This window comes from Gaetbulibacter sp. M240 (assembly GCF_043876815.1).
Classification (GTDB): Bacteria; Bacteroidota; Bacteroidia; order Flavobacteriales; family Flavobacteriaceae; genus Gaetbulibacter_A.
The window spans coordinates 414,462-436,322 of sequence record NZ_JBAWKA010000003.1; the positions used below are offsets into that span (position 1 = coordinate 414,462).

At 37.2% G+C, this 21,861-nt stretch carries 19 protein-coding genes and 1 tRNA gene; 12 read left to right on the top strand and 8 right to left on the bottom strand.

The features are described 5' to 3' along the window. Positions 1-35: 35 nt before the first annotated feature. The 7 genes from groL to miaB form a co-directional block, all read right to left on the bottom strand. Entirely contained in the window at positions 36-1,667 is a 1,632-nt protein-coding gene (gene groL / locus V8G61_RS11005; protein ID WP_394875724.1) for a chaperonin GroEL, read from the bottom strand. A gap of 99 nt (positions 1,668-1,766) precedes the next feature. Continuing rightward, positions 1,767-2,042, bottom strand: coding sequence for a co-chaperone GroES (gene groES / locus V8G61_RS11010; RefSeq protein WP_394875726.1), 276 nt, complete (start codon positions 2,040-2,042; stop codon positions 1,767-1,769). A 146-nt stretch (positions 2,043-2,188) separates the two neighbouring features. Then, positions 2,189-2,542, bottom strand: a complete 354-nt coding sequence (gene secG / locus V8G61_RS11015) for a preprotein translocase subunit SecG (protein ID WP_394875727.1) — start codon at positions 2,540-2,542, stop codon at positions 2,189-2,191. Continuing rightward, complete coding sequence (locus V8G61_RS11020; protein WP_394875728.1) at positions 2,542-3,468, bottom strand: hypothetical protein; 927 nt, start codon at positions 3,466-3,468, stop codon at positions 2,542-2,544. The genes secG and V8G61_RS11020 overlap by 1 nt, the downstream gene beginning before the upstream one ends. Positions 3,469-3,539: 71 nt before the next feature. Continuing rightward, positions 3,540-4,049 carry an LPS assembly lipoprotein LptE gene (lptE, locus tag V8G61_RS11025; protein ID WP_394875730.1) on the bottom strand — a complete coding sequence of 170 codons (510 nt, stop codon included), beginning with the start codon at positions 4,047-4,049 and terminating at the stop codon, positions 3,540-3,542. A gap of 48 nt (positions 4,050-4,097) precedes the next feature. Then, positions 4,098-5,351: a sigma-54 interaction domain-containing protein gene (locus tag V8G61_RS11030; RefSeq protein ID WP_394875731.1), complete on the bottom strand. Its 1,254-nt coding sequence runs from the start codon at positions 5,349-5,351 to the stop codon at positions 4,098-4,100. Between the two features lie 9 nt (positions 5,352-5,360). Continuing rightward, the gene (gene miaB, locus V8G61_RS11035; RefSeq protein ID WP_394875733.1) at positions 5,361-6,809 is read right to left on the bottom strand and encodes a tRNA (N6-isopentenyl adenosine(37)-C2)-methylthiotransferase MiaB; all 1,449 of its coding nucleotides are present in this window, start codon (positions 6,807-6,809) and stop codon (positions 5,361-5,363) included. A gap of 151 nt (positions 6,810-6,960) precedes the next feature. Between miaB and V8G61_RS11040 the strand changes: the two genes are divergently transcribed. The 8 genes from V8G61_RS11040 to V8G61_RS11075 all read left to right on the top strand — a co-directional run bounded on the left by V8G61_RS11040 (position 6,961) and on the right by V8G61_RS11075 (position 17,671). Beyond that, positions 6,961-7,746, top strand: a complete 786-nt coding sequence (locus V8G61_RS11040; protein ID WP_394875734.1) for a hypothetical protein — start codon at positions 6,961-6,963, stop codon at positions 7,744-7,746. 140 nt (positions 7,747-7,886) lie between these two features. Further along, complete coding sequence (gene topA / locus V8G61_RS11045) at positions 7,887-10,376, top strand: type I DNA topoisomerase (RefSeq protein ID WP_394875735.1); 2,490 nt, start codon at positions 7,887-7,889, stop codon at positions 10,374-10,376. A 153-nt stretch (positions 10,377-10,529) separates the two neighbouring features. Beyond that, positions 10,530-11,696: a formimidoylglutamase gene (locus V8G61_RS11050; protein WP_394875736.1), complete on the top strand. Its 1,167-nt coding sequence runs from the start codon at positions 10,530-10,532 to the stop codon at positions 11,694-11,696. A 156-nt stretch (positions 11,697-11,852) separates the two neighbouring features. Further along, a complete protein-coding gene (gene gldK, locus V8G61_RS11055) occupies positions 11,853-13,217 on the top strand; it encodes a gliding motility lipoprotein GldK (protein ID WP_394875737.1) in 1,365 nt (454 codons plus the stop codon). Positions 13,218-13,297: 80 nt separating this feature from the next. Then, positions 13,298-13,933, top strand: a complete 636-nt coding sequence (gldL, locus tag V8G61_RS11060; protein WP_394875738.1) for a gliding motility protein GldL — start codon at positions 13,298-13,300, stop codon at positions 13,931-13,933. Positions 13,934-13,981: 48 nt separating this feature from the next. Then, on the top strand, positions 13,982-15,544 hold the full coding sequence (gldM, locus tag V8G61_RS11065; RefSeq protein WP_394875739.1) for a gliding motility protein GldM: 1,563 nt from the start codon (positions 13,982-13,984) through the stop codon (positions 15,542-15,544). A gap of 109 nt (positions 15,545-15,653) precedes the next feature. Further along, positions 15,654-16,544 carry a gliding motility protein GldN gene (gldN, locus tag V8G61_RS11070; protein ID WP_394875740.1) on the top strand — a complete coding sequence of 297 codons (891 nt, stop codon included), beginning with the start codon at positions 15,654-15,656 and terminating at the stop codon, positions 16,542-16,544. 83 nt (positions 16,545-16,627) lie between these two features. Continuing rightward, on the top strand, positions 16,628-17,671 hold the full coding sequence (locus V8G61_RS11075) for an NAD(P)/FAD-dependent oxidoreductase (protein WP_394875741.1): 1,044 nt from the start codon (positions 16,628-16,630) through the stop codon (positions 17,669-17,671). Between the two features lie 3 nt (positions 17,672-17,674). Here the strand turns inward: V8G61_RS11075 and V8G61_RS11080 are convergent, their stop codons facing one another. Continuing rightward, the gene (locus V8G61_RS11080; protein ID WP_394875742.1) at positions 17,675-18,058 is read right to left on the bottom strand and encodes a DUF983 domain-containing protein; all 384 of its coding nucleotides are present in this window, start codon (positions 18,056-18,058) and stop codon (positions 17,675-17,677) included. A gap of 85 nt (positions 18,059-18,143) precedes the next feature. Here V8G61_RS11080 and V8G61_RS11085 point away from each other — a divergent pair, with 85 nt between their 5' ends. The 4 genes from V8G61_RS11085 (at position 18,144) to V8G61_RS11100 (ending at position 21,363) form a co-directional block, all read left to right on the top strand. After that, positions 18,144-20,057: an ABC-F family ATP-binding cassette domain-containing protein gene (locus V8G61_RS11085; RefSeq protein WP_394875743.1), complete on the top strand. Its 1,914-nt coding sequence runs from the start codon at positions 18,144-18,146 to the stop codon at positions 20,055-20,057. A 96-nt stretch (positions 20,058-20,153) separates the two neighbouring features. After that, a complete protein-coding gene (locus tag V8G61_RS11090) occupies positions 20,154-20,978 on the top strand; it encodes a Two component regulator three Y domain protein (RefSeq protein WP_394875744.1) in 825 nt (274 codons plus the stop codon). 71 nt (positions 20,979-21,049) lie between these two features. Beyond that, entirely contained in the window at positions 21,050-21,232 is a 183-nt protein-coding gene (locus V8G61_RS11095) for a CPXCG motif-containing cysteine-rich protein (protein ID WP_394875745.1), read from the top strand. Positions 21,233-21,290: 58 nt separating this feature from the next. After that, positions 21,291-21,363 (top strand) — tRNA-Met (locus tag V8G61_RS11100). Positions 21,364-21,861: the final 498 nt, after the last annotated feature.

Genomic DNA, 21,861 nt, shown 5'->3' on the forward strand with positions numbered 1-21,861 from the left:
ATGAGACGTTCTTTTACAATTTATAAGCGTGACTTTTACATCATGCCCGGCATGCCACCACCCATTGAAGGATGACCACCTTCATTATCTTCTTTAATATCAATTAGTGCACATTCCGTAGTGAGGATCATTCCTGCAACAGACGCCGCATTCTCAAGAGCGATACGTGTCACTTTTTTAGGATCGATAATTCCTGCTTTTAGCATATCTACATAGGCCTCTGATTTTGCATCATAACCAAAATCCTTTTTACCTTCCAGTACTTTATTAATAACTACAGAACCTTCACCGCCAGCGTTTTCTACGATGGTACGTAATGGCGATTCAATCGCTTTGTTTACGATCTGTACACCCGTTGTTTGGTCTAAATTATCAGTAGCTAATTTTTCTAATACGGCTTTAGCTCTTACAAGGGCTACACCACCACCGGCAACAATGCCTTCTTCAACAGCAGCTCTGGTTGCATGTAAGGCATCATCTACACGGTCTTTTTTCTCTTTCATTTCTACTTCACTCGCAGCACCAACGTAAAGAACAGCGACACCACCGGCTAATTTTGCCAGACGTTCTTGAAGTTTTTCTTTATCGTAATCGCTAGTTGTTGTTTCGATCTGAGCCTTAATCTGATTTACTCGGGCTTTGATATCGTCTGCATTTCCAGAACCGTTTACAATCGTCGTATTATCTTTATCTACGGTCACTGTTTCAGCGGTTCCTAACATACTTAGATCAGCATTTTCTAAAGTAAATCCGCGCTCTTCAGAAATTACGGTTCCGCCAGTAAGGATAGCAATATCTTCCAACATTGCTTTACGTCTGTCACCAAAACCAGGAGCTTTAACGGCAGCAATCTTTAAGCCACCCCGTAATTTATTTACTACTAAAGTCGCTAAGGCTTGTCCGTCAACATCTTCAGCAATAATTAATAATGGTCTACCCGATTGTGCTACGGGCTCAAGGATTGGAAGGATTTCTTGTAAGTTTGAGATCTTTTTATCAAAGATCAGGATGTATGGATTTTCAAGATCCGCGATCATTTTATCTGAATTGGTAACAAAGTAAGGAGAAAGGTAACCACGGTCGAACTGCATACCTTCTACAACGTCAACATAAGTTTCAAGTCCTTTTGCTTCCTCTACAGTAATCACACCTTCTTTACCTACCTTTTCAAAGGCTCTGGCGATCAATTCACCAATAGTATCGTCGTTGTTTGCAGAGATTGCAGCAACTTGCTTAATCATTTCTGATGAGTTGCCTACTTTTTTAGCTTGTTTATCCAAGTCATGGACAATAGCTTCTACGGCTTTATCTATACCTCGTTTAAGATCCATTGGATTTGCTCCGGCAGCAACGTTCTTCAAACCTTCCTTTACAATAGCCTGTGCTAAAACAGTCGCAGTTGTTGTACCATCACCAGCCAGATCGTTGGTTTTCGAGGCCACTTCTTTTACCATCTGTGCACCCATATTTTCAAGCGCATTCTCTAACTCTATTTCTTTTGCCACTGTTACACCATCTTTAGTTACCTGTGGTGCACCAAAACTTTTACTAATAATTACGTTACGCCCCTTTGGACCTAAAGTTACTTTTACTGCATTTGCTAATGCATCCACACCACGTTTAATACCGTCGCGTGCTTCTATATCAAATTGAATGTCTTTTGCCATTTTTATTTGTTTTTTAGTCGTTTCCGCTAGTGCGGAAATTGATTAAAGTTTTTAGTTGATTTTTGTTTTTATGTTCCGCAAAGCGGAAAAGATTCGATTTTAAATAATCGCAAGAATATCACTCTCACGCATCATTAAATAATCCGTACCTTCTAATTTTAGTTCAGTTCCGGCATATTTTCCATATAAAACATTGTCGCCAACTTTTACAGTAATAGGGTCGTCTTTGGTGCCTGGTCCGGCAGCCACAACGGTACCTTTTTGAGGTTTTTCTTTAGCGTTATCCGGAATAATGATTCCTGAAGCTGTTTTGGTCTCAGCTGCAGCAGGTTCTACTAGAACTCTATCTGCTAATGGTTTAATGTTTAATGCCATTTGTTATTTATTTTTATTTTTTCAGATTAATGTTAACAGGTAGGACTAATGCTAAAAATGTGCCAATAACAGGGTACTGACAAACTTGCAGGAATAAAAAAATGCCAGGGTAAAGCCTGGCATTTTTTTTAAGTTTTGTCTTGATTCTATTGGGTCGAATCAATTGGTGTCGCCGCATTGTCAGTTGTATTAGCAGGGGCGTTTGGTAAAGGTTGATTCGTTGTAGCATCCTGATCCAAAGCCTTTGAATCCAGTTCTTGTGTTCCGTTGTTAATAGCAAGATTAGATAGTAAAATTAATGCTAATAATAAGGTTGCTAAGGTCCAGGTACTTTTATCTAAAAAGTCTGAGGTCTTTTTTACCCCGCCTAACTGCTGTGTACCACCACCACCGAAGGATGAGGATAATCCTCCACCTTTAGGGTTTTGCACCATAATTACTACAACGAGTAAAAAGGCTACCACCACAATTAATACCAAAAATATTGTAAACGTACTCATTAGTCTTTATTGTTTTGTTCTTGTAATTGTTCTACCGCTTTAATTTGGTTTGCAAAGAAACTACTTTTTTCTGGATATTTCAAACTTAAAATCTTATAAGATTGAATCGCTTTTTTATAGTTTTTTTGCTCCACATAAATACGTGCTAAAGTCTCGGTCATCAAGGCTTCAGGTTGTATCATTTGTGCTTTCGCTAAATTCTTTTTTGTAGGTGTGTTTTTTGAAGGCGTTATTTTTGGATTTTCTGAAATGAACTTATCGATCAGCTCAAACTTCTTAGTGCGCTCCAGTTGATCTTGTGTCACTTCTGTAACCTTATCCTTCTCGCGTTTTATAGGTTTAAAACTGGTAAGCTTTAGCCATTCGTTAAACGAATGCGATTCACTTTTATCAAATTGCAGGGGTTTACCAAGTTTTAAGATTTCTTCAGGCGAAGCCGGTTCCATTTCCTTGGGCTCAGTAACTTCTTTTATGCTTTCACTTTCATCTAGAGCAAATGCTTTCCGAGCTCGTGCTTCTTTGGGCTCAAATAATCCCGGGTCTAAAATAGCCGCAGACTCTTTGATTTGCTGTTTCAAGGCATTATCAATGATCACGCTTTTATTTACAGAAATATCTTCAACATCAACCTCAATTTGTTTTAAATGCGGGCTGTTTTGTTTGATATATTGAGAAATTTTATTTTGATTGAAATGGTCAGAGGTAATGAAATCAAATAAAATGCTTCGATCTGTCGTATATACTGCCGTTGTTTTTAGTTCCTTATTGTATTTGAAACTACTTTCATTCTTTAATCCTTTTAGATAGATGGCTCGTGCTGATTGAAAATAGGGAAATTCGTCAATAATCGATTTTACCGCTTCAGTATGCTGATGCGTTATGCTTTCTGGAAACTGCATTAAATATGTAAAATCTTTCGGGTTCATTGGATCAAATCAAAAGTACTTATTTAATTCTAAAACGCGATCTAAGTAGGCTCTAAAATCTCTAAATATTTTTACCATTTTGCCAAGGTGGCATTAAAGATATCCTGTGTTAAACGCTCAAATATTTCTTCATGAGCCGTTGTTTTTTGAGCACCTAAAAGCTGTGCGCTTCCCGGGAAATCGTAAAAGAACGAAAAGGTTTGTTCCATATCGTCATCGGGATTCTTTTTATTAAAAAAGCGCAGCTTTACAGCTATGGTCAATCGGTTTTGGGCCGCACGGTTATCCGAAGTTGCCGTGGTTGGTGAGATCCGGTAATCGGTAATTTCGCCTTCATAAACCAAATCACCATTAGAGGTTACTAAACTCAAATTGGTTTGATTTTGAATAAGATCCTGTAAAGCAATTCTAAAATCGATATTCAATCCGGGCTCTACCAGAAGTGCTGAATTTTCGAAATAATTTACCTGATAGGTCTTTACATCAGCAGGAATAGAAGCCCCTGTGAACGAGTATATGCCACAGCTTATAAAACTAAAACTTAGACTTAAAATTAAAAAGTGCTTAAAATATTTTTTCATGTGTTTTTCTGCTTTCGCAAGAATTATAACGCGCTCGTTTTTGTTTTGTTATAGGTCGTATTGTTTGATCTTTCGATACAAGGTACGTTCGCTGATGCCTAATTCAGCAGCGGCTAATTTACGTTTTCCGTTGTGACGTTCAAGCGATTTCTTAATTAATTCCAGTTCCTTATCCTGTAGTGATAAAGTTTCTTCCTCTTCGATTTCTTCTGCAAAATGATACTTGTCTTTAGTCTCTTCCTGGTGTTCTGTTTTTTCTGGTATAGAAAGGACTTCCATATTTTCAGCAGCTTCTTCAAACTCAGCGTCACTTTCATTTTCCCCGTATATTTTCTGGATCAGGCCTTCATGATCTTTTTCTACATCTGCGGAATTTCCGGATTTCATAAGTTCTAAAGTGAGCTTTTTTAGATCGTTCAGATCACTTTTCATGTCAAAAAGCACCTTATACAGAATTTCACGTTCACTACTAAAATCGCTTTGAGATTTTGTCGATTTTACGACGGCTGGTAAATTGGATTCTTTAGGTAAATAGCCACTTAAGGTTTCGGCTGTAATGGTTCTGTCTTGTTCTAAAACGGAAAGTTGTTCCGCAATGTTTCTTAACTGCCGAATATTGCCACTCCATCGGTGTTTTTCTAAGACAGCTACAGCATCATCTGTAAGCTTGATGGTGGGCATTTTGTAACGCAAAGCAAAATCACTGGCAAATTTTCGGAACAGGAGATAAATATCGGCTTTACGTTCGCGTAGCGGCGGTAAATGAATATCCACGGTACTTAAACGATAATAAAGATCCTCTCGAAATTTTTCTTTTTCGATGGCCTCCAACATGTTCATATTGGTTGCGGCAACGATCCTTACATTTGTTTTTTGAACTTTACTTGAACCAACTTTTAAAAATTCGCCATTTTCCAAAATACGCAATAAACGAACCTGCGTAGTTAATGGGAGTTCTCCAACTTCATCTAGAAAAATCGTTCCGCCATCAGCCACCTCAAAATAACCCGCACGGGTTTGTGTGGCTCCGGTAAATGAACCTTTTTCATGACCAAAAAGCTCACTATCAATAGTCCCCTCCGGGATAGCACCGCAGTTTACCGCGATGTATTTATTGTGTTTTCTATGTGATAATTGATGAATGATCTTAGGAATACTTTCCTTCCCTACACCGCTTTCTCCTGTAACCAGAACTGAGATATCGGTAGGGGCCACCTGAATGGCCTTTTCTATGGCACGATTTAGTGCGGGCGTATTCCCGATAATGCCAAAACGTTGTTTTATAGTTTGTATAGACTCCAAGATACTTTTTTAATTATTATCACTTAATCCTATAGCTTTTCCAATAAGTGTGGCACTGGTACAATCGGTAACCTGAACCTTTACAAAATCACCTATCTTATAATTTTCTTTTGGAAAAACAGCCATTAGGTTTTGAGGTGTTCTGCCCGACCAATGCGCCTCTGATTTTTTAGAGGTTTTTTCGATCAAAACTTCAACAACCGTATTTAAATGCTGGCGTGTTCTGTAGCCACTGTGCTCCTGCTGTAGGGCTACAATTTCTTTTAGACGTTCTTTTTTTACAGCTTCCGGGATATCGTCTTCCAATTTACGTTCAGCTAAAGTTCCAGGGCGTTCAGAATAAGCAAACATATATCCAAAATCGTATTTTACATATTCCATTAACGACAAAGTATCCTTATGATCCTGATCGGTCTCTGTTGGGAATCCGGTAATCATATCCTGACTAATAGCACAGTCTGGTAGGACGCTCCTAATATTGTCGATAATTTCAAAATATTCTTCTCGAGTGTGTAAACGATTCATCGCTTTTAAAATACGGTCGCTACCACTTTGTACCGGTAAATGAATATGATTGCAAATATTTTGGTATTTCGACATGGTTTCGATCACATCCATGGTAAAATCCTGAGGATTGGATGTTGAAAAGCGAATACGCATTTTAGGCTGTGCATGAGCGCATAATTCCAGTAGCTTCGCGAAATTTACGGCCGTTGCTTTTTGAATGTCGCTGGCTTTTTCAAAGTCTTTTTTCAAACCTCCACCGTACCATAAATAACTATCTACATTTTGACCTAATAGCGTTACCTCTTTATAACCCTTAGCCCATAAATCGTTAATTTCTTCAACAATACTTTGCGGATCTCTACTGCGTTCGCGGCCTCTGGTGAAAGGCACGACACAAAAGGTGCACATATTATCACATCCTCGTGTGATCGATACAAAGGCGGTAACACCGTTGGTGTTCAACCGTACCGGAGCAATATCGCCATAAGTTTCCTCTTTGGAAAGGATCACATTGATGGCTTCACGACCTTCATCGACCTCTGAGAGCAGGTTGGGAAGATCTTTATAGGCATCTGGTCCAACCACTAGATCAACAATTTTTTCTTCTTCAAGAAATTTTGTTTTTAGGCGCTCTGCCATACAGCCTAAAACTCCCACTTTCATGTGTGGGTTAGAGTCGCGTTTTACTGCGTTATATTTTTCAAGGCGCTTTCGAACAGTTTGTTCGGCCTTATCTCTAATCGAGCATGTATTCACCAAAACCAGATCAGCATCTTCTAAGGTATTGGTGGTATTATAACCTTGTTCCAACAGGATAGAAGCCACAATCTCGCTATCACTAAAGTTCATGGCGCAGCCATAACTCTCAATAAAAAGCTTTCTGGTATTGCCTTTTTTTTGATCGAGGACCAGCGTTTCTCCTTGTTTTTTTTCGTCTATTATTTTTTCCATAGTCAGTATTAAACCACATTCGGTTAAATAAGAGTGCAAAGATACAATTAATTTATACTTTATGACAAAGTGGCAGGTTTAAAAATATAATAATTAACAATATTTTGAATGAAAAGAAGTAATTTGGGGACCCAAACTAAATAACAAACCTATGAATACAATGAACCAAATTACTGAAAAGATCAGGGCTGCACAGGCTTTAGATTTTGGGATTATCTTTAATGAAGCCATCGAGCTGTTTAAAAAAACCTGGATACAAGGTTTTTTACTCCAACTTTTTACCATTCTTGTAATGATACCATTAATAATTATGGTATACGTCCCTTTATTAGGGCTTATAATTGCACAACAGGAAAACAATGGTTTTAATGAAGATGCCTTCTCTAATTTTTTCGCAGGAATGTCGGTATTGTACATTGCTGTTGTAATCGTTTGTGTGTTAGTTCTAGGTGCTGTTTCAATAGCCTTAAACGCCGGATTTTTCAGAATTATGAAAAAGTTAGATCATGATGAAATGGTTAGTACCAACGACTTCTTTTATTATGTGAAGGGGAAATACCTAGGAAAAGCATTTACCTTATTAATAATAACTTTATTGTTATCTGCGGGATCAGTATTGCTCTGTTATTTACCATTAATATATTTCTTTGTGCCCATATCGTTTTTTGCAGCGATCTTCGCTTTTAATCCTGAATTGAGTGCTTCAGAAATAGTGTCCTTGAGTTTTAAGCTTGGGACTAAAAAATGGTTGATCGGATTTGGATTAATCCTTATTTCATCCCTTCTGTCTCAGATCGTTGGATTTATATTATGTGGCGTAGGAACCCTTTTTACAGCCGCTTTTGCTTACCATCCTGTGTATTTGATTTACAAGCATGTGGTAGGTTTTAACAACACAGAACTTATTGATGAAATAGGCACCACACCGGTAGAATAATTTAAAAAATTACCTCAATAGAAAACCTGCTTTTTCCACGGAAAAAGCAGGTTTTGCTTTTTGTTGGTTTTATAGATTCTAGTCAAAATTAGGGAGATAAATTTTTTTTGCTATACATTTGCACCTACAAAAATTGAAGTATGGCGAAGAATTTAGTAATCGTAGAGTCACCCGCAAAAGCAAAAACCATTGAGAAATTTTTAGGAAAAGATTTCAAAGTGGAGTCGAGTTATGGACACATATCCGACCTACCCTCGAAGGAGTTAGGTGTAGATGTTGAAGGTGATTTTAATCCGGTTTACGAAGTCTCTAAAGACAAAAAAGCGGTTGTTAAAAAACTAAAAGATCTCGCCAAAAAAGCTGAATTTGTGTGGTTGGCCAGTGATGAAGACCGGGAAGGAGAAGCTATCGCCTGGCATTTGTTTGAAACCTTAAATCTTGATAAAGATAAAACCAGGCGTATTGTTTTTCATGAGATTACCAAATCAGCAATTCAAAAAGCGATCGAAAACCCTCGCGGAATCGATTACGATCTGGTAGATGCGCAGCAAGCACGTCGTGTTCTAGACCGTATCGTGGGTTACGAAATATCACCGGTACTCTGGCGTAAGGTAAAAGGAGGCTTGTCGGCAGGTCGTGTACAATCGGTTTCGGTTCGATTGATTGTTGAAAAGGAACGTGAAATTCAGGAATTCAAAGCTGAAGCATCCTATCGTATCGATGCCGAATTTTCAAATGAAGAGGGGCAAACCTTTAAGGCTAAATTGCCAAAGAATTTCGCTACCAGAGAAGCCGCTGAGAAATTTTTAGAAAAAAATGCTCAGGCTAATTTTAAAGTTTCTGATCTTCAAAAAAAGCCGGCTAAAAAATCACCGGCAGCACCATTTACGACGTCAACCTTACAGCAGGAAGCTTCCAGAAAACTTTATTTTTCAGTGAGCAAAACCATGAATATGGCACAACGCTTATATGAAGCAGGTTTGATCACTTATATGAGAACAGATAGTGTAAACTTATCGGATGAAGCCAGAAAGGGTGCTAAAAAGGAGATTGAAAAGGCCTTTGGTTCTGAATATAGCAAGCCGCGTAATTATAAAGGTAAATCGAAAGGAGCTCAGGAAGCTCACGAAGCCATTCGACCCACAGATTTTGCAACCCAATCTGTAACTATTGATAGAGATCAGGCACGCTTATATGATTTGATCTGGAAACGTTCAATAGCATCGCAAATGAGTGAAGCCGAGTTGGAACGTACCAATGTGAAGATCTCTGCAAACACTCATAATGAAACTTTTACAGCCAATGGTGAGGTGATTACTTTTGATGGTTTTCTCAAAGTGTATTTAGAAGGTACCGATGATGAGGATGTGGAACAAGAAGGTATGTTACCTGGAATGAAGGTGAATGAAACCTTGTTGAACAATTACATTTCGGCTACCCAGCGGTATACACGTCCGCCGGCTCGCTACACGGAAGCATCACTAGTAAAGAAATTGGAGGAATTAGGTATTGGTCGTCCATCAACATATGCGCCAACCATTTCAACGATTCAAAATCGAAATTATATTGAAAAGGGTAGTGTAGAAGGTGAAGAACGTGATTATGTTCAAATGACCTTAAAGAATGGCCTTGTTAAAACCAAAACACTGACTGAAAAAGTAGGTTCTGATAAAGGAAAACTGGTACCAACAGATATTGGAATGATCGTAACCGACTTTTTGGTCAATCATTTTGATGCGATTTTGGATTATAACTTTACGGCTAAGGTTGAAGAAGATTTTGATAATATAGCGGAAGGTAAAGAGGATTGGAAAAAAATGATGAAGGACTTCTACAAAGGATTTCATCCCATAGTGGAAGATGTTAAGGAAAATGCTGATAGAGAAACCGGAGAGCGTGTTTTAGGAAAAGACCCTGAAACCGGTAAACAGGTGAGTGTGCGCTTAGGAAAATTTGGGCCTATGGTACAAATAGGAACTGTTGATGATGATGAAAAACCACAGTTTGCAAGTTTGAGTCCGGACCAGCAATTGAATACTATAACCTATGAAGAGGCTATGGACCTTTTCAAACTACCAAAAAAACTGGGAACCTATGAAGATGAGACCGTTGAGGTAAATAATGGGCGTTATGGACCTTATGTGCGCTTTGGGAAAAACTTTGTATCCCTTCCAAAAGGCACCGACCCTTTAAGTGTGGATTTTGATGAGGCTATGGGTCTTATTAAGGAAAAGCAAAAAGCAGATGCTCCTATATATATGTATGAAGATAAGCCTGTGCAAAAAGGTAAAGGGCGTTTCGGACCTTATATAAAGTGGAACAACATGTTCATCAATGTGAATAAAAAATATGATTGGGATGATTTATCTGATGAAGATATTGTCGAACTAATTGAAGATAAAATTCAAAAAGAAAAAGATAAGGTCGTTCAGGATTGGAAAGAAGAAGGCATTCGTATTGAAAAAGCACGTTGGGGAAGACATAACATAATAAAAGGTAAGACTAAGGTTGAATTAGCCAAAACGGTCGATGTCTCAAAAATGACTTTGGAAAAAGCTAAAGCCTTAATTGAAGCAAAGGCCCCGAAAAAGAAAGCTTCTAAAAAGAAAAAAACGACCAAAAAGAAATAAACCTTTTATTTAACAGGTAAATTTAGGCATGAGATAATGGGTTTTTCATAAAAAAGTGAATTGCACCGATTATTTTATACTAATGCTAGAGGAAAACTCGTTTATTCTGTGCATATTTGTTTTTGAAGAACTCTTAAATTATCACCTTTTTAAATGGACTTTAATTTTCTGTCTCCTGTTTCAGACACTGTTTTGGCCCATAACCAATTGCTGCCCAATCAGGCACTAGGTAAAAAAATTAAAATTCATTCGGCTCAAAACGGACTTCCCGATCTAGACGACGTACAAATAGCTATTATTGGTGTACTGGAAAATAGAAACGACCTGAATTACATTGGGGAAGAATTTCAACTTGATACCATCCGGAAGGCGTTTTATGCTTTGTACCCAGGAAGTTGGAATACCAGTGTAGCCGATCTGGGAGATCTTCATAAGGGAGAGACCGTTGAAGACACCTACTTTGCTTTAAAAACGGCGGTGAGCTTATTATTAAAGAAATCAATTATACCAATAATATTAGGTGGTTCTCAAGATCTCACTTATGCTAATTATCGTGCCTATGATGTGGTGACACCGATGGTCAATATTGTGAATATCGATTCGCGCTTTGATCTGGGCGATTCCAACAGGCCCATTAAAAATACCAGTTTTGTCGGAAAAATTATTTTAGACCAACCCTACAATCTATTTAATTATGCTACAATAGGATATCAAACCTATTTTAATGCTCAGGAAGAAATTGATCTTATGGATAGCCTTTATTTTGAATCGTATCGATTAGGAGAAGTTTCCAAAGATATTACGATTGTAGAGCCTGTACTGCGTGATGCGAATATTGTTAGTGTCGATCTAAGTTCTGTTAAAAGTGCTGAAGTGAGTTTGAATCAAAAATTTTCACCCAATGGTTTAACCGGGAAAGAAATTTGTGCCATTGCGCGTTATGCCGGTATAAGTAATAAAGTATCCTCTTTTGGGATCTATGAATACAAGGCGTCTAAGGATGATGACATAACTGCGATGTTGATAGGGCAAATGCTGTGGTATTTTATAGAGGGTGTAAATTTTAGAGTTCAGGATGATGATTTTTCGGATGATAAAACTTATCAAAAGTTCATTACACTCGTTGACGACCAGGAACTCATATTTTATAAAAGTAATAAAACTGGCCGATGGTGGATTGAAATTCCTTTTTTATCGGAGGTCGATAATAAATTGAAAAGACACACGTTATTACCTTGCATGCATCAAGATTACCTGGACGCCTGTAAAAACAAGGTTCCTGAGCGGTGGTATAAGGCCATTCAGAAGAATAGCCTTTAGCATTTAGGACAGATGAAAAGGCGCTTTTTATCGGTGAAATGCCTAATTTTTACGATGAAATGTCATTTTTTTAGATAAAAAGTTGTTTTTTCGAAAATATATAAATATGTTTACGCTCTCAAATTTAAAACTTAACTAATTAACCTCGAGTTTTCTATGGATATGAAGAAGTTTATATTATTAACCACGGCATTAACACTAATGATGAGTTGTGGCTCTAAAGACAAGGGCGAACTTGTCGGTGTTCAAGGGAAGAAATGGCACCCCGAAAAACCTTATGGTATGGAATTGATACCTGGTGGTTCCTTTATAATGGGAAAAGCAGATGATGATCTGGCTGGTATTCAAGATGCCACATCAAAAACAGTTACTGTAAGAGCCTTTTATATGGATGAAACCGAAATTACAAATAGCGAATACCGCCAATTTGTAAATTGGGTAAGAGATTCCATATTAAGAACCAAATTAGCAATTCTTGCTGACGAAGTTGGAAAAACACCTGATGATGGAGGTATTGGTGAATATGCATTTAAAGATGCTGATACCGCTAATATGTCTGTTTACGAAAAGTATATGTTTGAAAACTATACTGGTTTAGGTCCAACAGGATACGAAGGACGAAAGCTAAATAAAGACATTGATTTAGTTTTTGATACTGAGGATTATCCAGACGAGTATTATACTGAAGTTATGGATACCATGTATTTACCTTTGGAGGAATCCTACAATGGTCAGCGTACTTGGGATGTGAAAAAATTCAAATTCCAGTATAATTATATGGATATCCAGGAAGCAGCTAAACATAGAGGTATAGCTCGGAAAGATGTTGTTAGAAAAGAAGAAGTTGAGGTTTATCCGGATACCACAGTGTGGATCAGAGATTTTGCCTACTCATATAATGAGCCGATGCACAACGATTATTTCTGGCATGATGCTTACAGTGAATATCCTGTAGTTGGAATTACCTGGAAACAAGCCAAAGCTTTTTGCGAATGGAGAACAATCAATAAAAACTCGTATCAAAAATCCAGAAAAGGTGCTGCGTTAGTGAATAGATTCAGATTACCTTCTGAAGCCGAGTGGGAATATGCTGCTCGTGGCGGATTAGAAGCTGCAACTTACCCTTGGGGTGGTCCTTATACGAAAAGTGACAGAGGTTGCTTTATGGCAAACTTTAAGCCTGTTCGTGGAGATTATGCGGCAGACGAGGCACTTTATACTGTAGAAGCGAAATCTTATGAGCCAAATGATTATAATCTTTATAACATGGCTGGTAACGTATCTGAATGGGTAAATGCATCTTACGATCCGGGATCATATGAATTTACATCAACGATCAATCCAAATTTAAACGATCCAAATAATACCCGTAAAGTAGTACGTGGGGGATCATGGAAAGATGTGGCTTACTATTTACAAGTAAGTACCAGGGATTACGAATATGCTGATTCAGCGCGAAGCTATATCGGATTTAGAACTGTTCAAGATTACATGGGGACTAAAGTAACGAGCAGTAAATAAAAACAATGAATATTTATCAAATCAATTATTATACTATTAACCTACTAAGTAACTAGATTACTTATTTAAAAACCAAAATTATGGCACAGTCAAAAGTAAACAAGAAGTTCATGAATATGGCTTACGGATTAGGAGCAGCAATCGTAATCGTAGGTGCATTATTTAAAATCACTCATTTTGAAATTGGACCCTTAACAGGTAACGTGATGTTAACCATTGGTCTTGTAACTGAAGCAATTATTTTCGCTTTATCAGCTTTCGAACCGGTAAGCGACGATCTAGATTGGTCTTTAGTTTATCCTGAATTAGCTGGTGGACAAGGTACTAAAAGAGAAAAGAAAGAATCTCCAGAAGGTCTTTTATCTAAGAAATTAGATGATTTATTAAAAGAAGCGAAAATTGACGGTGAACTTATGGCAAGTTTGGGAGACAGCATCAAAAATTTTGAAGGTGCTGCTAAAAATATGTCATCAACAGTTGATTCTATTGAAGCTTCCAAGAAGTACGGTGAAGAATTATCTTTAGCCGCAGCTCAAATGGAGTCTTTAAACAGCTTATACAAAGTACAGTTAGAAAGCATCAACAAGCAGGCTACTATCAATGAGGAGTCTATTGAAAATGCTGCTAAATTAAAAGAACAAATGCAATCTTTGGCGTCTAATTTATCATCATTAAATGGTGTATATGGCGGTATGTTATCTGCAATGAGCAAATAATTAGGAGGTAATAATCCCAAATTAATTAACCAAAAACCTAATTAGAAAATGGCAGCAAATAATTTATCACCAAGACAAAAGATGATTAATCTGATGTATTTAATCTTCATTGCGATGTTAGCATTAAATATGTCGAAAGAAGTGCTTTCAGCCTTCGGATTAATGAATGAAAAGCTTACGGAATCTAACCAGTCCGCTACAGTTCGAAATGAGAACTTTATGGCGAGTTTAGAAACCAAAGCTAACGACCAACCCGAGAAGTATGTGCCTTTAAAAGCGAAGGCAGATCAGATACACGAATTAGCTACGAATTTTAACACTTATTTACAGAAATTAAAAAGTGATATGACGGCTAAGATCGATGATCCTACAGATTATGAGATCATGGATAAAGGTGATTATCTGGATGAGAACTTCTTCAAGGGCGACAAACTTAAGCCGGAAGGTGAAGAGTTTTTAAAGCAAATGAAAACCTTTAGAGAAGGTGTCGCTGAGATCTTAAAAGATGAGCCTGGTATGCAGAGCATCATTAAGGATGTTAATGAAAAATTCGGTACAGAACCTGAAACAAACAGAGATGGTATCAAGATCGACTGGTTAGATTACCACTACAAAGGATTTCCTTTGGTGGCCTCATTAACTAAAATGACCCAATTACAAGCAGATGTTAAAACCACTGAATCAGAGGTATTATCATCTATGTTACAAGGAACGCTTTCACAGCAGGTTTCTATGACCAACTATACAACTTTGATGGAAACATCTAAATCGGCTTACTTTAACGGTGAGCAGTTTGATGGACAAATTGTATTAGGTCGTACTGATAACACCACCGTTCCTAAACGTGTAGAGTTAACCTTAGATGGTAGAGAACTTAAAGAAGATCAATACGAAATTAAAGATGGTAAGGTGCAACTGAAAGTTGGTACCGGAAGTGTTGGAGAACACACTATTGAAGGAAAATTGATTTTCGGTGAAGAAGGTGAGGAAGTTGAAGTTCCTGTAAAGCAATCGTTTGCTACTGTAGCTAAACCAAATGCAGCAACTATTTCTGCTGATAAAATGAATGTGGTATACCGTGGTGTTAAAAACCCAATGACTATTTCATTCGCCGGTATCCCTGATAATAAAGTAAATGCAAACGCACAAGGTTTAAGCAGAGCTGGAGGAAGTAGATACGTTATGGATGCAACGAATATCAAAGGTCGTGAAGTAACTATAAACGTCTCTGGTAGTTTGCCAGACGGAAAACGTGTAGGCGATAGCAAAACCTTCCGAATTAAAGATTTACCAAAACCAACCGGTACGGTAAGAGGTGAAGATGGTGCTGTCAAAATGCAACGTAACAGTTTAGAGATATCTACTATAGGTGCTAAGTTTGATGATTTCGATTTCGAATTACCATTACGTGTAACAGGATTCAAATTTAAAGTGCCAGGTCAGCCTACTATCAGTGTAGACGGTAGTAAACTGGATAGCAGAGCAAAAGCGGCATTGCTTAAAGCAAAACGTGGATCGGATGTTACCATCTTTGATATTGAAGCGAAAGCCACTGGTGTTAGTGTGATCCTTAAAAAGGTATCGCCAATCATCATCGAGCTTACAAACTAAGAATTCTATTAGTATAGAAACATAAAAACATCCATGGTTTTTGGACAGGAAACTATGGATGTTATACCGAAATTTTTCGGTAAATGATATAAATAATAAATTTAAGCACATGAAACTTAGACATTTCTTATTAACACTTTCAACTGTATTTACAGTGTCTGCGATGTTTGGCCAGGCCAATATCCTTAACGCCAAGAGTCCTCAGGAAATTGGGGTAAGAACGGCGGCTCAAATTGCTGTTGATAATGATAAACCATTGGAATATGGTTATGTAGACGACAGAGATATCTTATATTCTAAAATGGTTTGGGAAAAAATTGTTTTAGATGAGCGCGCTAATTTCCCGCTGTATTATCCAATTGACACGAATAATATTGGAAGTAACAGACGTTCGTTATATGATGTGCTTATGAAGAATATCAAGAACGGAAGAATCAAAAATATTTATGATGATTCTTACTTCAACGGAAAGCGTACTTTGAAGGATATTGAATTTGCACTTGTAAAAACAGATACCACAGAACTAGGTATTGAGCAATTGAATGCCGGTGAAGAATTATCTGCTGAATATATCGACAGACGAGAACTCACCGCTGCAGACATTAAAGAATATCGTATCAAAGGACTTTGGTATTTCGATAAGCGCCAAGCAGAATTGAAATATCGCTTGTTAGCCATCGCTCCTGTAGCACCAGACGTGAATTTTATTGATTCCGATCAACCTGACTTAGTGCCTTTATTTTGGATATTTTTTCCAGATGCCAGAGAGGTGTTACACGAAGCTAAGGCCTTTAACAATCAAAACAGTTCAATGCCGTTCTCCTTTGACCATCTTTTGAATTCAAGACGTTTTCAATCGTATATTTATAAGGAAGAAAACACGCAAGGCGATCGTGCTATTAACGAGTACGTCGCAGACAATGCGCTGATGCAATTACTTGAATCAGAACGCATAAAAGATAGAATCAGAGATTTTGAATTAGATATGTGGACATACTAATTCTTTATCTGACCTAAAATATCTAAAACGCCCATGGAAACATGGGCGTTTTTTTATTTAATTTCTAATTATCTTCGTGCTCTATGAATGTGGATTACATTATTGTGGGATCCGGTTTGGCCGGGATTAGTTTTTGCGAGCAACTTGTTACCCATAACAAACGATTTGTGGTATTCGATAATTCCTCGCAGCAATCGTCATTAGTTGCGGGAGGGGTTTACAACCCCGTGGTATTAAAACGCTTTACACCGGTTTGGAAATGTGATGAACAATTACCTCTGGCTATGAGGCAATATGCCAGGTTGGAAGTTGCCCTCGGGGTGAAATTGGATTATAAAATTCCTGTGTACCGTAAATTTGCATCTCTTGAAGAACAAAACAATTGGTTCACAGCTTCGGATAACCCTGGGCTTTCTGCTTATCTTTCAACCAGCATAGAAAAAAACACGAACCAACATATTTTGGCGCCCTATGGTTATGGTAAAGTACTTCATTCCGGGCGGATTGATGTAAAAACCCTGGTTAATGCGTATAAAAAACACCTTTTAGATCAGGGAATGATCGTTGAAAAAGCCTTCGATTATGATCAATTAATAACTGAAGACGCTACTTTAAAATATCAGGACATCGTGGCAAAACATATCGTTTTTGCGGAAGGTTTTGGTTTTAAAAAGAATAAATTCTTTGAAAAACTACCAATTTCTGGAACAAAAGGGGAACATTTAACCATTCATTCACCAGAACTTAAATTAAACGGGATATTAAAGTCTGGCGTGTTTCTTATTCCAATTGAAAACGATCATTACATTGTAGGTGCTACCTATAATAGGGAAGATAAAACCCATGAGGTAACCGAAGCTGCGAAACAAAGTTTATTGAAAAAACTAGATACACTCATTACCTGTCCGTATAAGGTGGTAGATCAGTCTGCTGGAATACGGCCTACAGTAAAAGATCGCCGGCCTTTAGTTGGCGAACATTATCGTTTAAAAAATCATTTTATTCTAAACGGATTGGGATCTCGTGGTGTTATGATTGGACCCTACGCGGCAGATAAGCTTTTTCAATATATAGAAAATAATGTCCCGCTGGATAAGGAGATCGATTGTAATCGTTTTGATTATTAAATCTTATTTTTTAGAGGCTTCAGGGTTATAACTCACAAAAAAGTTGATCCAAATAGTGCGGGAAAGTCTAAGAATTATTGGCATAAAAACGATTAAGGTGCCGATTATGGAAATGAAAATCATATCGATCCCTGCATTGAAAACAAAATACGAAATAACAAAGGCAGCAACGGCAAAGGCAATCCCAACAGCATAACTTACGTACATGGCGCCGTAAAAAAAGGAGGGTTCCATTTTGTATTTTAAACCACAATGTCTGCAGGTGTCGTGCATACTTAGGGCTTGCGAAAGAATGTAGGGATTCTTATTTTTAAACATAGATTCTTCCTGACATCTTGGGCAAGTTGCGGTTAAAATACTATATAGCTTTGTACCTTTCGTAAACATAATAATTGTGTATTTTTGCAATCGCAAATCTGGCGTAAAAGTAATCATTTACTCCCGCAGCAAAAGCAATTAAAGTTACATTTCTATGATGAATATTCATAATTTATCGATTTCCTTTCAAGGCGAATACCTTTTTGAAGATATCACTTTTAAATTAGGTCAGGGCGATCGTGTTGGTCTTATTGGGAAAAATGGTGCCGGAAAATCAACGCTGCTAAAGATTCTTTCCCGTGAATTGGAGCCTGATTCCGGACAGATAGCTACGGATAAAGAACTTAAAATTGGGTTTTTAAAACAGGATATTGATTTTGATTATGGTCGCACCGTCCTTGAAGAATCCTACGAAGCCTTTACGGAAATAAAAGCTATTGAAGCTAAAATGGATTCGGTAAATACCGAAATGGCAGAACGTACTGACTATGAAAGTGAAGGCTACCATCAATTGATGGTCGATATTAATGAACTGCAACATCAATACGAAATTCTAGGGGGCTACAATTATCAGGGTGATACTGAAAAAATATTACAAGGATTAGGGTTTACCCGTGCTGATTTTGATAAACTTACGGATACATTTTCCGGGGGCTGGCGAATGCGTATTGAACTTGCTAAACTGCTGCTCCAAAACAATGATATCCTATTATTGGATGAGCCTACGAACCATTTGGATATCGAGTCGATCATTTGGTTGGAAGGCTTTTTAAAGCAATATTCTGGAGCTGTGGTTATTGTTTCACACGATAAAATGTTCTTAGATCAGGTAACGAATCGTACCATTGAAATTTCATTGGGAAGGATTTATGATTATCCAAAACCTTACACGGAATATTTGGTATTGCGCGACGAGCTTAGAGAGCAACAGTTGGCTTCTCAAAAAAATCAACAAAAACAAATTGAGCAAACCGAAAAACTGATAGAGAAATTTCGGGCGAAAGCCTCGAAGGCTACGATGGCCCAGTCACTTATCAAAAAGCTTGATCGCATGGATATTATTGAGGTTGATGAGGATGATAATAGTGTGATGACCTTGAATTTTCCTATTTCTGTAACTCCCGGAAAGGTGGTTATTGAAGCGGTTGATGTCTCCAAAAATTATGGCGATAAGCAAGTTCTTAGACACGTAGATTTACTTCTGGAACGTGACAGTAAGACGGCCTTTGTAGGCCAGAATGGTCAGGGTAAATCTACCTTGGCAAAGATTATTGTAGGTGATATTAAATATGAGGGGTATTTAAAATTGGGACATAATGTTCAGATAGGATATTTTGCTCAAAATCAGGCAGAATACTTGGATGGTAACAAAACTGTTCTGGATACCATGATAGATGCTGCGAACGAAACAAATAGAACGAAAGTTCGGGATATTTTAGGATCGTTTTTGTTTCGAGGGGATGAGGTTGAAAAGTATGTAAAAGTACTGTCTGGAGGAGAACGAAACCGTTTGGCACTGGCGAAATTAATGCTGCAGCCTTTTAATGTTTTGGTAATGGATGAGCCTACCAACCACCTGGATATAAAATCTAAGAATGTATTAAAGGATGCTTTGAAACGCTTTGGAGGCACCTTGATTTTAGTATCCCACGACCGTGATTTTCTTCAAGGACTAACAAATAAGGTTTACGAGTTCAAAGATCATAAGATCAAGGAATATTTAGGTGATATTGATTATTATTTGGAAGCGCGATCCGTGGCCAATTTGCGAGAGGTGGAGAAAAGAACTGTTGAAAAACAGGAAAAAGCTAAGCCAAAACAGCAGCAATCTTACGAAACTCAAAAAAAATTGAAATCGCTCAACAATCGCTTAAGTAATATAGAGTCTAAAATCCAAGAATTGGAATCCGATATTAAAGCCATTGATGTATCCTTAGAAATTAACTATGAGGAAGTTACCTCGAAACCTGATTTTTTTGATACGTATCAGAATAAAAAAACCAAACTTAAACAATTAATGGACCAGTGGGAAGCTGTTCATATGGAAATTGAACAGTTCACCGAGTAGCAAATGTTAAAATTTTATGTCTTTCATCGATAAAAATAGCATTTAATCTGAGTTTGTAATAGATTTGATATCAGATAACTATAACTATTGACAAAGATGAAAGCCCTTAAATTACTATTTCTTAGCCTACTGGTTTCCAGCTTCACGTTTGCAGAGGTTTCTCCTAATGAAAAAGATGCATTAGTAGCCCTATACAATGCTACAAATGGTACGGAATGGAATTCAACATGGAACTTAAACCGTCCTGTAAAGTCCTGGCATGGCGTTACCTTGGAGAATGACCGTGTTGTGGAAATAAATCTTCAGTTTAATAACTTACAAGGAACATTACCGGCTGAGCTTGGTAATCTAGTTTACTTAAGGAAAATCAATTTAGGTTTCAATAAATTACAAGGAACAATTCCTAACTCCATTAAAAATCTTCAAAACCTTAAAAGTTTAGAGTTGTTCATGAACCGATTTGAAGGCGCTATTCCTTCAGAATTAGGTGAATTGAAACAGTTGGAAATTTTAAAATTATATAGTAATAAGTTTACAGGAGAATTTCCTCAGGCCTTATTAGGCTTAACGAACTTAAGAGAATTATTACTCGGTAGTAATTATTTAAATGGAAGTATTCCCAAAGATATTAACAGACTTTCTAAGCTTGAGAAATTGAGTTTAATGGATAATAACTTTACCGGTCAAATCCCATATGAAATTTCGGATTTATCAAATTTGCAAGAGTTGATTTTATCAACCAACAGATTAACCGGAAATGTGCCTTTGGCTTTAACTAACTTGCCGAGATTAAGCACATTAATGGTAGGAGACAATCTATTAAATCAGGATCCTACAAGTGTTGCTAATGGCGACCAAACTGGATTTGTAGAATTACAATTTCAGGCATCTACAGCTACGATGGACATTGAAAAAGAGTAGTTGAAAATTTTAGGTTATAAATTTTAGTTTTAAAGACAGCTTTTTGAGCTGTCTTTTTTATTTTTAGGGATATGTTAGAGCACTTTTTTACTTGTCCGTATTGTTGGGAGCAGATCTCTATGTTATTAGATACTTCTGTTAGCCAACAATCCTATATAGAGGATTGCGAAGTTTGCTGCAATCCTATTCAAATTCAGGCCCGTTTCGAGGACGGAGAATTAACTGCTTTTGAAGCGGAAAATATAGAACAATAATTTTTTAATAATTCCTATTGTAGAAACTAAAAAGGATTGTATATTTGCTGTCCAATATCGCGGGATAGAGCAGTAGGTAGCTCGTCGGGCTCATAACCCGAAGGTCACTGGTTCGAGTCCAGTTCCCGCTACTAATCATGGAGTCAATCATTTGAAATTCAAATGGTTGACTTTTTTTCTTCCCGAAATATTCCCGAATAGTTTACAAGAAGCATTTCTAGTTCAATTTTATTTGCATAGGTTTTTGTGACTTTTCATAAAGTTACATGATTCGTTAATCCCTTTAGTTTTGAAGATTCTATTATTAATAAAATATCTTTCAGAAAATAGAAAAGCTTATATTAAAGTTTCTACAGATAATTCTAAAACTTCATTTTACTCCTCAGGAATGTCTGTGGTTTAACGAGTTTAATTTTTTGAGGTGGGCGTATAACGAAATTTTTGAACTCCCCCACCATCTTATACGGGGGTACTTGCTTAATCCTGCTTATATAGTTCAGATAATAGTCGACTCAAAAAATATTGTTTTATATTTTTTTTAATTCAACTATATCGAAGATACTAACATCAAAAGGTTTTGCAATCTTTATTAGTGATATAATATTTGGAGCATTCTCTCATCTTCAAAA